This window comes from Amycolatopsis sp. NPDC051903, assembly GCF_044452505.1.
In the GTDB taxonomy this organism is placed as follows: Bacteria; Actinomycetota; Actinomycetes; order Mycobacteriales; family Pseudonocardiaceae; genus Amycolatopsis.
In genome coordinates this window covers 501,118-513,928 of the sequence record NZ_JBITBT010000004.1, presented here as the reverse complement: position 1 = coordinate 513,928, position 12,811 = coordinate 501,118, and the positions used below count along the sequence as shown (strand labels likewise).

At 73.1% G+C, this 12,811-nt stretch carries 14 protein-coding genes; 7 read left to right on the top strand and 7 right to left on the bottom strand.

The window, feature by feature from the left end:
• Position 1: 1 nt before the first annotated feature.
• From ACIA77_RS13370 to ACIA77_RS13355, 4 genes are all read right to left on the bottom strand, one after another.
• Complete coding sequence (locus tag ACIA77_RS13370) at positions 2-454, bottom strand: Asp23/Gls24 family envelope stress response protein (protein WP_395886101.1); 453 nt, start codon at positions 452-454, stop codon at positions 2-4.
• A gap of 133 nt (positions 455-587) precedes the next feature.
• The gene (locus ACIA77_RS13365; RefSeq protein ID WP_395886100.1) at positions 588-1,028 is read right to left on the bottom strand and encodes a hypothetical protein; all 441 of its coding nucleotides are present in this window, start codon (positions 1,026-1,028) and stop codon (positions 588-590) included.
• Positions 1,025-1,570 (bottom strand): RNA polymerase sigma factor, encoded by a 546-nt coding sequence (locus ACIA77_RS13360; RefSeq protein WP_395886099.1) that lies wholly within the window; start codon positions 1,568-1,570, stop codon positions 1,025-1,027. The genes ACIA77_RS13365 and ACIA77_RS13360 overlap by 4 nt, the downstream gene beginning before the upstream one ends.
• On the bottom strand, positions 1,570-2,316 hold the full coding sequence (locus ACIA77_RS13355; protein WP_395886098.1) for a pyrimidine reductase family protein: 747 nt from the start codon (positions 2,314-2,316) through the stop codon (positions 1,570-1,572). Before ACIA77_RS13355 ends, ACIA77_RS13360 begins: the two co-directional genes overlap by 1 nt.
• A gap of 102 nt (positions 2,317-2,418) precedes the next feature.
• Here ACIA77_RS13355 and zapE point away from each other — a divergent pair, with 102 nt between their 5' ends.
• A complete protein-coding gene (zapE, locus tag ACIA77_RS13350) occupies positions 2,419-3,441 on the top strand; it encodes a cell division protein ZapE (protein WP_395886097.1) in 1,023 nt (340 codons plus the stop codon).
• On the opposite strand, the gene ACIA77_RS13345 is transcribed toward zapE, so the two are convergent.
• Positions 3,404-3,979, bottom strand: coding sequence for a phosphatase PAP2 family protein (locus ACIA77_RS13345; protein ID WP_395886096.1), 576 nt, complete (start codon positions 3,977-3,979; stop codon positions 3,404-3,406). The two genes, zapE and ACIA77_RS13345, sit on opposite strands and share 38 nt — an antisense overlap.
• Before the next feature lie 104 nt (positions 3,980-4,083).
• On the opposite strand from ACIA77_RS13345, the gene ACIA77_RS13340 reads away from it, so the two are divergent.
• Positions 4,084-4,962 carry an FAD-dependent oxidoreductase gene (locus ACIA77_RS13340; RefSeq protein ID WP_395886095.1) on the top strand — a complete coding sequence of 293 codons (879 nt, stop codon included), beginning with the start codon at positions 4,084-4,086 and terminating at the stop codon, positions 4,960-4,962.
• A gap of 19 nt (positions 4,963-4,981) precedes the next feature.
• Here the strand turns inward: ACIA77_RS13340 and ACIA77_RS13335 are convergent, their stop codons facing one another.
• Entirely contained in the window at positions 4,982-6,349 is a 1,368-nt protein-coding gene (locus ACIA77_RS13335; RefSeq protein ID WP_395886094.1) for a DUF2252 domain-containing protein, read from the bottom strand.
• A 43-nt stretch (positions 6,350-6,392) separates the two neighbouring features.
• A complete protein-coding gene (rocD, locus tag ACIA77_RS13330; RefSeq protein WP_395886093.1) occupies positions 6,393-7,628 on the bottom strand; it encodes an ornithine--oxo-acid transaminase in 1,236 nt (411 codons plus the stop codon).
• 144 nt (positions 7,629-7,772) lie between these two features.
• Between rocD and ACIA77_RS13325 the strand changes: the two genes are divergently transcribed.
• The 5 genes from ACIA77_RS13325 to ACIA77_RS13305 are packed head-to-tail and all read left to right on the top strand — an operon-like array spanning position 7,773 to position 12,527.
• The gene (locus tag ACIA77_RS13325) at positions 7,773-8,105 is read left to right on the top strand and encodes an ArsR/SmtB family transcription factor (RefSeq protein WP_395886092.1); all 333 of its coding nucleotides are present in this window, start codon (positions 7,773-7,775) and stop codon (positions 8,103-8,105) included.
• Entirely contained in the window at positions 8,102-8,569 is a 468-nt protein-coding gene (locus tag ACIA77_RS13320; protein ID WP_395886091.1) for an SRPBCC family protein, read from the top strand. The genes ACIA77_RS13325 and ACIA77_RS13320 overlap by 4 nt, the downstream gene beginning before the upstream one ends.
• A 15-nt stretch (positions 8,570-8,584) precedes the next feature.
• Entirely contained in the window at positions 8,585-9,436 is an 852-nt protein-coding gene (locus tag ACIA77_RS13315; protein WP_395886090.1) for a PPK2 family polyphosphate kinase, read from the top strand.
• Between the two features lie 20 nt (positions 9,437-9,456).
• Positions 9,457-11,577 (top strand): prolyl oligopeptidase family serine peptidase, encoded by a 2,121-nt coding sequence (locus tag ACIA77_RS13310; RefSeq protein ID WP_395886089.1) that lies wholly within the window; start codon positions 9,457-9,459, stop codon positions 11,575-11,577.
• A complete protein-coding gene (locus ACIA77_RS13305; protein WP_395886087.1) occupies positions 11,574-12,527 on the top strand; it encodes an LLM class F420-dependent oxidoreductase in 954 nt (317 codons plus the stop codon). Before ACIA77_RS13310 ends, ACIA77_RS13305 begins: the two co-directional genes overlap by 4 nt.
• Positions 12,528-12,811 lie beyond the last annotated feature (284 nt).

Below are 12,811 nucleotides of genomic sequence, written 5' to 3'. Positions count from 1 at the left end.
TTCATTCGACGCGTGAGGACTCGGGCTCGTCGTCCTCGTCGGGCAGGTGGATGTCGTTGACCGCGATGTTGACCTCGATCACCTCGAGCGCGGTGATCTGCTCCACGGCCTCGATCACGTTGCGCCGCACCGCTCGCGCCACTTCGACGATCCGTGCGCCGTACTCGACGACCAGGTCGAGGTCGATCGCCGTCTGCTTCTCGCCGACTTCCACCGCCACGCCCGCCGTCGAGGTCGTGCCCGAGCCCGGGATGCGCTCCTTGAGCGCCCCGAACGCTCGCGACACCCCGCCGCCCAGCGCGTGCACGCCCGCGATCTCGCGCGCCGCGAGTCCGGCGACCTTCTGCACGACCAGCGACGAGATCGTGGTGCGGCCAGCCGCGCCGTCCTCGTTCAGCGGTGTCGTGATCGCGGTACCCGGGACCTCGGTCCGCCGGGGGCTCGGCTGCACCATGGAGTTCGCTCCTCGCTGTCGGTGGGGATCGGCGCCGGTGTTCGCGGCGTTCGCTCCGGCGCCCGAAGCTTGCCCACTCCTACGATGTCCGAACCGGTGAAAAGCTCACGGCGGGTCACTCGAACGGGCGAAGCTAGTTCGGCTGCACGTCGATGACGTGCACGTTCACCACCGGTGGCCGGGCGCGCAGGAGGCGCGCGAGCTCGTCGGTGAGGTGGCGCTGGAGAGTGCGCGCGGCTTCGCCGGCGGCGGTGCCGAACCGGACGGTCGTGAGGACCTGGAGTTCACCGCCCTCGAGCGCGACTGCGGAGACCATGACGCCGTCGACGTCCTCGGCCTGGTCGGTGGCGACCGTGCGGGCGAGGCGGACCAGGGCTGCTTCCGAGACGGCCAGCGGGCCGTCTTCCGCCGCCAGCGACAGCGGCGGGCCTTCACGTTCCACGGCGAGCGAGCGCAGCACGCGGTCGACGAGACCGGGCGGCGTGGCGACGCGGCGGTGGGCCGCGGCGCGCACCAGCTCCCAGCGGGGATCCCGCTCGGGATCCGCCGGGCCGCCGGTGGCCTCGTCCGTCATCGCCGCTCCCTCAACTGGCCGAGCAGCGCCACCCTGGCCCGGTGCAGGCGCGAACGCAAGGCCGGGATGCCGACTTCGAGCACTTCGGCCACTTCTTCGTAGCTGAGCCCCTCCAATTCGCGCAGCACCAGCGGCACGCGCTGCGCGACGTCGAGCCGCGCGATCGCGCGCAGCACCTCGTCGACCTGCTCGGCGTGAACGACCTGGCGCTCGGGGCTGCCGTCGGCGACGAGGCCGGGCAGCTGGTCGAGCGCCACGGTTTCGATGGACACCGTGGGGCGGTGCCGGCGCAGCAGGGCGAGGGCGCCGTTGGTGACGACGCGGTACAGCCACGTCGACACGGCCGACTCGTGGCGGAATGCCGAAAGGGACCGCCAGGCGGCGAGCCACGCCTCCTGGACGACGTCCTCCGCCTCGGCCGGGCTGCCGGTGATGCGCAGCGCGACGCGGTACATCATCGGGGTGTGCCGGCGCACGAGCGTGTCGAACGCGGCGTGGTCACCCGCCGCGGCAGCCGCGACGAGCGCCTCGCTGTCGGCCATCAGCCGCTGCCCCGCCGGTAGCGCAGCAGCGTGAAGCCGTCTTCCACGAGGACCGACGCGAGGGCCAGCCGGCGCGGCGCCGGGGCGGCCGGGCCCACCGCGATCCGGCTCGCGGTGCCGCCGATCAGCAGCGGGGCGACGCTCAGGCACAGCTGGTCGACGAGGTCGTCGGCGATCAGCTGCGCGAACAGGCCCGGCCCGCCTTCGCAGTCGATCCGCCTAAGGCCGCGCTCGGCCAGCATCGCCAGCGCGCGCGGCAGGTCCACGTCGTCCTCACCCGCGACGAGCACTTCGGCGCCGGCCTCGGCGAGCGCGCCGGTTTCGGCCCGCGCCGTGGTGACGACCAGCGGCGGCACGCGCGTGTCCGTGAACAGCGGCCCCGCCGGGTCGAGCGTGGCCGTGCGCGTGACCACGGCGATCGGCGGCACCGGCGCGAGCCCCAGCCGCGCGCGGCGCGCGGCGCGCACGGCGTTGGTCCGGGCGCCGCGGTAGTTCTCGGTGCGCGCGGTGCCGCCGCCGACGAGGATCACGTCGGCGAGATCGCGTCCCAGCAGGAACACCCGGCGGTCGGCCGGGTGCGAAAGGCCCTTCGACAGCTCGTCCACGGCCACCGCGCCGTCGGCGGACGCCACGAAGTTGACCTGCACGAACGGGCCGCGGAGGTCCTCGGGGTAGCCGTAGACGAGCTCCAGGTCCTCGTCGGACAGCTCGGTCCCGGCCGGTGATGGTGGCCACACGCTCCGCACGCCTGCTATCCCAGCACGGGCCCGGACCCCGCCCCGACCGGGGGATACGCGGGGCGGGCACCACGTCGGGCCGCGGCGGGGCCGTGGTTAGGCTCTGCACCCGTGCCCGCTGCTGCCCTGACAGACCGGTTTCCCGAGCTCGGGGCCGACGAGCTGATCTCCTCGCTGGTGCCGCCGCCGCGCTTCGGCGAGGCGCGGTTTTCGACGTACCTGCCCAACCCCGACGAGCCGAGCCAGGCCGCCGCCGTCGCCGCGTGCTCGGCGTTCGCGCAGCGGATCGGCGCGCGCCCGGCCCGGAAGTCGCGGCTGCGTTCGCTCTTCGGCGGCGGCGACGCCTCCCCGGCCGCGAAGCCGGGGCTCTACCTCGACGGCGGGTTCGGCGTCGGCAAGACCCACCTGCTGGCGTCGACGTGGCACGACGCGCCTTCGCCCAAGGCGTACGGCACGTTCGTGGAGCTCACGCACCTCGTCGGCGCGCTCGGGTTCGCCGAGGCCGTGCGGCGCCTGTCGGAGCACCGGCTGCTCGCGATCGACGAGTTCGAACTCGACGACCCCGGCGACACCACGCTCGTCAGCCGGCTGCTGCAGGAGCTCACCGACGCGGGCGTGCACGTGGCCGCGACGTCCAACACCCTGCCCGACAAGCTCGGCGAGGGCCGCTTCGCCGCCGAGGACTTCCTGCGCGAGATCCAGGCGTTGTCGCGCCGCTTCGACGTCGTGCGCGTCGACGGGCCCGACTACCGCCACCGCGGCCTGCCCGACGCGCCGCCGCCGGTGAGCGACGAGGAGCTCGAAGCGTCCGCCGCCGCGCACGAAGGGTCCACTGTGGACGATTTCGGTGCGCTCGTGGCGCACCTGGCCAAGCTGCACCCGTCGCGCTACGGCAAGCTGCTCGACGGCGTGCGGCGCGTGCACCTCAAGCACGTGACGCCGGCGCCGGACCAGAACGTGGGGCTGCGGCTCGTGGCGTTCGCCGACCGGCTCTACGACCGCGCGATCCCCGTGGTCGTGTCGGGGGTGCCGCTGCCGGAGCTGTTCACCGAGGAGATGGTGAACGGCGGGTACCGCAAGAAGTACCTGCGCGCGGTCAGCCGGCTGACGGCGCTGGCACGCGACGCGGTGTGACGGACCGCAGCCCGGTGACCACAGCGGTGCCGAAGAACGTGCCGCCGACGATGTCGGTGAGGTAGTGGTAGCCGAGGCCGATCATGCCGATCGCCGCGCAGCACAGGAGAAGCACGCCGAGCACGGCGGTCAGCACCTTGGGGCGGGCGAGCAGGACCAGCACCGCGAGCACCGTCACCAGGCTCACCGTGTGCCCGCTCGGGTAGACGAGGATCCCGTCCTTCCAGCGGTCGAACAGCGGTTTGAGCACCCACGTGTTCAGCCCCACCGCGACGGCCGGGCCCGCGACGGCCAGCGCCGCGTCCGGCCAGCGCCGCAGGTACGCGCAGCTCCCGGTGACGACGGCGATCGCGGGCAGCAGCACGTACGGCTCGGTGGGCAGCACGAGCACGTCGAACGTCGTGCGCCCGAGGCCCGCGACGCCGCCGGCCACCGCCGAATCGAGCGAGCCGGGGGAGTGCCCGCCGGCGTAGACCAGTCCCAGCGCGACGGTCGCCAGCAGGCACACGACGGCCACCGCCGCCAGGATCCGGTTCACGCGCTCTCCCCTCCGCGGGGGGAGCCTACGCGGAGGGCGGGTGGCGCCGGTGCCCCCGCGTCGGCCACGATCTCCGGTGCTGGGGCACGAGCGGAAGGAGCGGCATGCGGATCACCGTGGCCGGCGGCGGAGTCGTCGGGCTGAGCTGCGCGCACCGGCTGGCGGAAGCGGGGCACACCGTGACCGTCGTGACCGAGGGCGGACCGGGCGAGACGACGTCGGCCGTGGCCGGCGGCCTCATCTACCCGCCGGTGGTGCGGCCGGACGAGCGCGTGGTGCGCTGGACCGGGACGACCGTCGGTGTGTACCGGTCGTTGCTGGCCGCGCCGGGGATCCGGTTCCTGCCCGGCTGGATCCGCGTGCCCGCCGACGCGCCCGACCCCGGCTGGCTCGCCGCGATGACCGACGTGTCCCGCGACGGCACGGTCCTCGCGTTCACCACGGCGCTGGTCGACACGCCCGTGTACCTCACGTGGCTGGCCGAGGAGGCTGCCGCGCGCGGCGTGCGCACCGAATACCGCACGGTCACCTCGCTCGCCGACCTCGACGCCGACGTCGTCGTGAACGCCACCGGGCTCGCGGGCGGCGCGCTGGCGGGCGACGACACGCTCGTGCCGGTGCGCGGCCAGGTCGTGCACCTCACCGACCCCGGCCTCACGTCGTGGTCCGTGGAGGAGACCGACGGCGACCTCGCCTACGTCATCCCCCACGGCCGCCACGTCGTGTGCGGCGGCACCGAAGAGATCGGCCGCCGCGACCTCGACCCGGACCCCGCCACCGCGGCGGCCATCGTGCGCCGCTGCCGCGCCCTCGAACCGCGGCTGGCTGACGCCGCCGTCCTTGGCACGCGCGTCGGGCTGCGCCCGGGCCGCCCGAGCGTCCGCCTGGAACGCACCGGCGACGTCATCCACTGCTACGGCCACGGCGGCGCGGGGATCACGCTCGCGTGGGGCTGCGCGGACGACGTGACGGAACTGGTCTAGCCGGGCTGGTCGTGCCGCGTCAGGGTCGCACTGCGTTCGTGAACTCGGCGTGGTCGGCTTCCGTCTGATCGGCGTAGCGCACCGCGTACGCGCCGATCGCCTCGTCGAGGTCCTCGTCGTCGGCGAAGTAGCCGGCCAGCAGTTGCGGGTGCAGCGAGCGCGTGTGCGCCCGCGCGAGCAGCGCGCCCGCGAGCCGGCCGTAGTCGTCGAGGTGGTCCTTGCGCAGCGCGGCGGGGTCGATCGCGCCCTTGAGGTTGCGGAACTGCCGCACCACGAACGGCACGCTGTCGATCGTCGTCCAGCCCAGGAGGATGTCGGTCTCGGCCTGCACGAGCCGGGCGCCGTGGACGATGCGGCGGCCCTCGTGCTCGACCGGTGGCCCGTCGAGGTACGGCGCGAGCGCCGACGGCTGCGCCTGCTTCACCTGCAGCACGAGGTCTTCGTCTTCGTTGCCGTGCAACAGGACCACGTAGCTGCGCAACCCGACGCTGCCCGTGCCGACCACGCGGAACGCGACGTCGGCCACGCGGTAGCGCGCCACGAGCGTCCGTCGCGACTCGCGCAGGGTGTCCACATAGGACACCAGGCCGGCCACGACGGACGCCGCCGTCGCCTCGTCGACGGCCGCCAGCACCGGCGGGTCGGTGACGAACCGGTGCCGCGCCAGGCCCGTCTCGTGGTCGTCGACGTGGCGGGTCCACTTGGCCGCCACCTTGGCGCTGGTGTTGCGGCGCGCCTTCTCCTCGGCGTCGGCGAAGTCGTCGATCAGCTCGTCGGCGCGCGCCTTCGACACCACCGACGCGTCGGGCAGCGCGTTCCACGACCGCAGGAACGGCAGCTGAGCCAGCGCCCGGATCGTGCGCCGGTAGGACTTCACGGCGTCTTCCGCGGCTTCGCGGCAGGCCGCGTCACCGATGCCGCCTTCGCGCCCGGCCAGCACCAGGCTCGCCGAGAGCCGCTTGAGGTCCCACTCCCACGGCCCGGGCGCGGTCTCGTCGAAGTCGTTGACGTCCATGACGATCCCGCCCTCGGGAGTGCCGTAGAGCCCGAAGTTGGCCGCGTGCGCGTCGCCGCACAGCTGCGCCGTGAGCCCCGCCGACGGCGAGCCCGCGAGGTCGGCCGCCATCAGGCCGGCCGAACCGCGGAAGAACGTGAACGGCGACGCCGCCATCCGCTCCCGCCGCAGCTCGACCAGTTCGGGCAGCCGCCCCGCGTTGCTCGCCGCGAAGTACTCGCGCACCCCCGGCCGCCGCTCGCCGGCGGCCGCGTGGTCGTGCGCCTCGACCGGTGCGCGGCCGCGCAGCTCCTTGCCCCGCGCGTACAGCCGCGCTGGGTCCACGTCGCCGTCGCCGACCAGTGGCCGGTCCAGCCAGTCCCCTCGTGCCATACCGGACCCAACGAGCGAACCGGGCGAAACGCTCCCGCGGTGGTTACGGACGCACCACCTGGGCAACCGCGTCGACGCCGCGGTCCAGCTCCTCGCGCGTGATCACCAGCGGCGGCGCGATCCGCAGCGTGCGGTCGTGCGTCTCCTTGCACAGCACGCCGAGCCCGGCCAGCGCCTCCGACGCGGCGCGCCCGGACGGGCCGCCCGGCGCGATGTCGACGCCGGCCCACAGGCCGCGGCCGCGAACGGTGGACAGGCCGTGGCCGACGAGCGCGGACAGGCGTTCGTGCAGGTGCGCCCCGAGCTCGGTGGAGCGCTGCTGGAACTCGCCGGTCCGCAGGAGACGGACGACGGCGCGGCCGACCGCGCACGCGACGGGGTTGCCGCCGAAGGTCGAGCCGTGTTCGCCCGGCTTGAGCACACCGAGCACGTCGCGGCTGCCGACCACGGCCGACACCGGCAGGATGCCGCCGCCGAGCGCTTTGCCGAGCGTGTAGACGTCGGCGCGCACGCCTTCGTGGTCCAGCGCCAGCACCGTGCCCGTGCGGGCGAGGCCCGACTGGATCTCGTCGGCGATGAGCAGGACGCCGTTTTCGTCGCACGCGCGCCGCACGTCGGCGAAGAAGCCGGCCGGCGGCACGATCACACCGGCCTCGCCCTGCACCGGTTCGAGCAGCACCGCGGCCGTGCGCGGGGTGATCGCGGCGCGCACCGCGGCCGCGTCGCCGTAGGGCACCGTGACGAACCCCGGCGTGAACGGCCCGAAGCCGGCGCGCGCGGTTTCGTCGGTGGAGAACGAGACGATCGTGGTGGTGCGGCCGTGGAAGTTGGCGCCGGCGACCACGATCTCGGCGGTGCCGTCGGGCACGCCCTTGACCTCGTGCGCCCACTTGCGCGCGACCTTCACGGCCGACTCCACGGCCTCGGCGCCGGAGTTCATCGGCAGCACCATCTCCGTGCCGGTCAGCTCCGCGAGCTCGCGGCAGAACAGGCCGAGCTGGTCGTGGTGGAACGCGCGCGAGGTCAGCGTGACCTTGCCCAGCTGCTCGACGGCCGCGGCGATCAGCGCGGGGTGGCGGTGCCCGAAGTTCAAGGCGGAGTAGCCGGACAGGAAGTCGAGGTAGGACTTGCCCTCGACGTCGGTCACCGTGGCGCCCTCGGCTTCGGCGATCACGACCGGCAGCGGGTGGTAGTTGTGCGTGCTCCACCGCTCGTCGAGCTCGATGAAGCCGTCGGCGGAGGCAGGGCTGGCGGTCTCCCGACCGGCGAACGTCGTCATGCGTTCAGGCTAGATCGAACGCAGGGGGAGTTTCAGCCGGGAAACGTTGCTTTCACCCGTCGTTCGTTGCGCAGTCGGGCGCCGTGAACGGCGAATCGCTGCGTACCGTTGACTCGATCATTGGTAAGTCTTAGCTTACGGTTCGTGGCGACTTACGGAAGCGAGCAGCTGACCGCTCTCGCCGACCCCTCGCGGCGCGCGATCGTCGAAGCGCTTCGCAGCGGGCCGCGCGCGGTCGGGGAGCTGGCCGCGACGTTGCCGATCAGCCGTCCCGCCGTGTCCCAGCACCTCAAGGTGCTCAAGGAGGCGGGCCTGGTCACCGATCGGGCGGAGGGGACGAAACGGCTGTACCGGCTCCGGCCCGACGGGATCGCCGCGCTGCGCGCGTACCTCGACCGGATGTGGTCCGACGCGCTGAGTTCGTTCGCCCGGCAAGCCGAATCCACTGCGGAAAGCGAAGGAAGCGAACAGCCATGACATTCGAACCGATCCGCAAATCGATCACCGTCGCCTGCTCGCGCGAGCACGCGTTCAAGGTCTACACCGAGGGTTTCGACAGCTGGTGGCCGCGCGAGCACCACCTGGGCGAGGGCGCACTGGCCGAAGCCGTGCTGGAGCCGCGAGAAGGCGGCCGCTGGTACGAGCGGCTCGTCGACGGGTCCGAATGCGACTGGGGCCGCGTGCTCGCGTGGCAGCCACCCGGCCGAGTGGTTCTGTCGTGGCACATCGACGGCGACTGGAAGATCGACCCGGACCCGGCGCACGCGAGCGAGATCGAGGTCCTCTTCACCGAAGAGTCGCCCGGGACCACGAAAGTCGAGATCGAGCACCGCGCGTTCGAACGCCACGGCGCGACCGCGCAGAAGGTGTACGACGGAGTGAACACCGAGGGCGGCTGGAACGGGCTGCTGAAGATCTTCGCCGCGAAGGCCGCCGCCTGACGTTATCGTCGCCGGATGGCGAAGAAGGACAACGGGACCCGGGTCCGCGACGCGCTCCGCGCCGGGGCGCAGCTGCCGCACCCGGGCTCGTCACCGGTCGGGCCGGGCAAGAAGGCCAAGGGCGAGAAGAAACTCGCGACCGCGGGCGAACGGCTCGACGCCCTGCAGGAGGCGCTGTACGCCGAGGGGCAGGCCGGCGGCGGCCGCAGCGTGCTGCTGGTGCTGCAGGGCATGGACACCGCCGGCAAGGGCGGCACCGTCCGGCACGTGCTGGGGCTCGTGAACCCGATGGGCGTGCGCTACAAGGGCTTCAAGGTGCCCACGCCGGCCGAGCGCCGGCACGACTTCCTGTGGCGCGTGCGCCGCGAGCTGCCGGCGCCGGGCCAGCTCGGCGTGTTCGACCGGTCGCACTACGAGGACGTGCTCGTGCCCCGCGTGTCCGGGCTGCTGACCGCCGCCGAGCGGCGCCGGCGGTATTCGCAGATCAACGCGTTCGAGAAGGAGCTCGAGGCCGAGGGCACCACGATCGTCAAGGTGTTCCTGCACATCTCGCCCGAAGAGCAGCTGCGCCGGCTCGTCGCGCGGCTCGAGACGCCGGAGAAGCTCTGGAAGTTCTCGCCGTCCGACGTCGAAGCCCGCGGCCATTGGGGCGCCTATGCCCAGGCTTACTCCGACGTGCTCGCGCGCACGTCCACCGAGCACGCGCCGTGGTACGTCGTGCCCGCCGACCGCAAGTGGTACCGCAACTGGGCCGTCGCGGAGCTGTTGATCGAGACGCTCACCGAACTGGCGCCCGCGTTCCCGCACCCGCACTTCGACGTGGCCGGGGAGCTCTCGCGGCTGCGGGGTGATGGCGTGCCGGCCTGATCGTCTGGAAGAGTGCGGGCGTGACCGACTCTGCTCTCGACGACCTCTCGTTCCTCCGCCGCCAGGCGCGCACGCAGCGCTTCACGCTCGGCGCGCCCAAGCAGTTCCGCGTGTCCCCGGACGGTTCGCGGGTGCTGTTCCTGCGCAGCGAAACCGGCACCGACCCGCGGCACAGCCTGTGGTCGCTGGACCTCGCGAGCGGCGCGGAGACCAAGCTGGTCGACGCCGCGGAGCTGCTGCCCGGCGAGGAGGACCTGCCGGCGGAGGAGCGGGCGCGGCGCGAGCGCGCGCGGGAGACCGGCGGCGGCGTGGTGGCCTACGGCGTGGACGACGCGTTCACCGTGGTCACCTTCACGCTGTCCGGGAAGCTCTACACCCTCGACCTGGCCACCGGCGCGATCGCGGTGCTCGTGGACGGTTCGGTGGTCGATCCGCGGCCCAATCCGACCGGCACGCACGTGGCCTACGTCCGCGACCGGCGGCTGCGCGTGATCGAGCTGGCCTCGGGTGAAGACCGCGCCCTCGTCGAGGAAGACGGCGGTGACGTCGCGGACGTGGCGTGGGGGCTCGCGGAGTTCATCGCCGCCGAGGAAATGGACCGCACTCGCGGCTACTGGTGGGCGCCGGACGGGCGCAGCCTGATCGCGGAGCGCTCCGACCGCGGCCCGGTGCCGCGCTGGACGATCGGCGACCCGGCGAACCCCGACCGTCCCGCGAACGTCGTCGCGTACCCCGCGGCCGGCTCGGCGAACGCCGAGGTGTCGCTCTCGGTGCTGGGCCTGGACGGCAGCCGCGTCGACGTCGAGCGCGGCGACTGGGAGTACCTGGTCACGGTCCACTGGTCGGCCGGCGGCGCGCCGCTGCTCGCGGTGCAGCCGCGCGACCAGAAGCGGATCACGGTGCTGGCGCTGGACCCGGCCGCCGGGTCCGTGACCGAGCTGGTCACCGACACCGACGACGTCTGGGTCGACATCCTCCCGGGCGTGCCCGCGTGGACGGCCGACGGGCGGCTCGTCACCACCAGCGCCACGGACGGCGACCACCGGCTGTTCGTGGCCGGCGAGCCCGTCACGCCGCCGGGCCTGCAGCTGCGCGCGGTGCAGCACGTCGGCAGCGAGGTGCTCTTCACGGCGTCGGCGGACGACCCGACGCAGATCCACGTCTACCGCACGGAAAACGGTGGTGTACGGCAGCTCTCGGCCGCGGACGGCGTGCACGTCGGCGCGGGCAGCGCGGAGCTGACCGTGCTCACGGAGTGGAGCCTCGCGCACAGCGGCCCGGTGGTCACCGTGCTGCGCGACGGCGAGCCCACCGGCCGGATTGCGTCGTCCACTGTGGACCCCGAGGTGGAGCCGAACCTGCGGTGGCTCACGCTGGGGGAGCGGGGGTTGCGGGCCGCGCTCGTGCTGCCGCGCGGGTACGAACCGAGCGAGGGCAAACTGCCCGTGCTGCTGGACCCGTACGGCGGCCCGCACGCGCAGCGCGTGCTGCAGAGCCGCAACGCGTTCCTCACGCCGCAGTGGCTGGCGGACCAGGGTTTCGCCGTGCTCGTGGCCGACGGGCGCGGCACGCCCGGCCGCGGCGCGGAGTGGGAGCGGGCGGTCTCGGGCCGGCTGGCGGAGGTGACGCTGGCCGACCAGGTCGACGCGCTGCACGCGGCCGCGGCCGAGCACCCCGAGCTGGACCTCGAACGCGTCGCGATCCGCGGCTGGTCCTACGGCGGTTACCTGTCCGCGCTCGCCGTGCTGCGGCGGCCGGACGTGTTCCACGCCGCCGTTGCCGGCGCCCCGGTCACCGACTGGGCCCTGTACGACACGCACTACACCGAGCGCTACCTGGGCAAGCCGCAGGACTCGCCCGAGGTCTACGAGCGCAACTCGCTGATCTCCGACGCCGGCGAGCTGTCCCGCGCGCTGCTGATCGTGCACGGCCTCGCCGACGACAACGTGTTCCCCGCGCACTCGCTGCGGCTGTCCGGCGCGCTGCTCGCCCACGGGCGGCCGCACGTGTTCCTGCCGCTCGCCGGGGCCACCCACATGACGCCGCAGGCCGAGGAGGTCGCGGAGAACCTGATGCGCACGCAGGTCGACTGGATCCTGCGTGAGCTCGCCGCTGTCGCCGTCGACAAGGAGAACGCATGAACCGCTGGGGCCTGACCATCCCGCTCACGGGTGTGCCGCTCACCCAGCACCGCGAGCTGATCGAGCAGCTTCCCGACCTCGGCTACACGGACGCCTGGACCGCCGAAACCGCCGGGACGGACGCGTTCACGCCGTTGGTGCTCGCCAGCCAGTGGGCCCCGCAGCTGCGCCTGGGCACCGCGATCGTGCCGGTGTACACGCGCGGGCCGGGCCTGCTGGCCATGAGCGCGTCGACGCTCGCGGAACTCGCCCCGGGCCGCTTCGTGCTCGGCATCGGTGCTTCGTCGCCGGTCATCGTCGAGAACTGGAACGGCGGTGCGTTCGACGAGCCGTTCGCCCGCACCCGCGACACCCTGCACTTCCTGCGCGCGGCCCTTGCGGGCGAGAAGGTGTCGGAGAAGTACGACACCTTCTCCGTGAACAAGTTCCGCCTCGAGCGCTCGCCGGACCCCGCCCCGAGCATCATGCTGGCCGCCCTGCGCCCCGGCATGCTCCGCCTGGCCGCGACCGAGTCGGACGGCGCCATCACCAACTGGCTCGCCGCCACCGACGTCCCGAAGATCCGCGACGTCATCGGCCCCGACGTCGAACTCGCCGCCCGGATCTTCGTCTGCCCCACGGAAGACGAAGAGGCCGCCCGCGCACTCGGGCGCATGATGATCTCCAGCTACCTGACCGTCCCCGTCTACGCCAAGTTCCACGACTGGCTCGGCCGCGAGGAAGCCCTCGCCCCCATGCACGCGGCCTGGGCCGCCGGCGACCGCAAAACGGCCAACACCGTGATCCCCGACGAGGTCGTCGACTCCCTCGTCATCCACGGCAGCGTCGAATCCTGCCGCGACCAGGTGCAGTCCTATGTAGACAACGGCCTCACCACCCCCGTCATCGCCCTCCTCCCCACCGGCAACGACCCCTTCGACCTGGTCAAGGGCCTAGCTCCCCAGCGCTGACCACGGCCACCACGCCGGCAACCGCCGGCGCAGCACAACCCCGCCACCACACCGAAACCGCCGGGGCCCCGCACACCTGCACCACCACAACCAAACCGCCGGGGCAGCACACAACCGCACCACCGCAACTCAACCGCCGCGGCGCAACGCACTTCGCCACCGCAACCAAGCCGCCGCGGCCCGACACACCTGCACCACCACAACCAAACCGCCGGGGCAGCACACAACCGCACCACCGCAACTCAACCGCTGCGGCCCAACGCACTTCACCACCGCAACCAAGC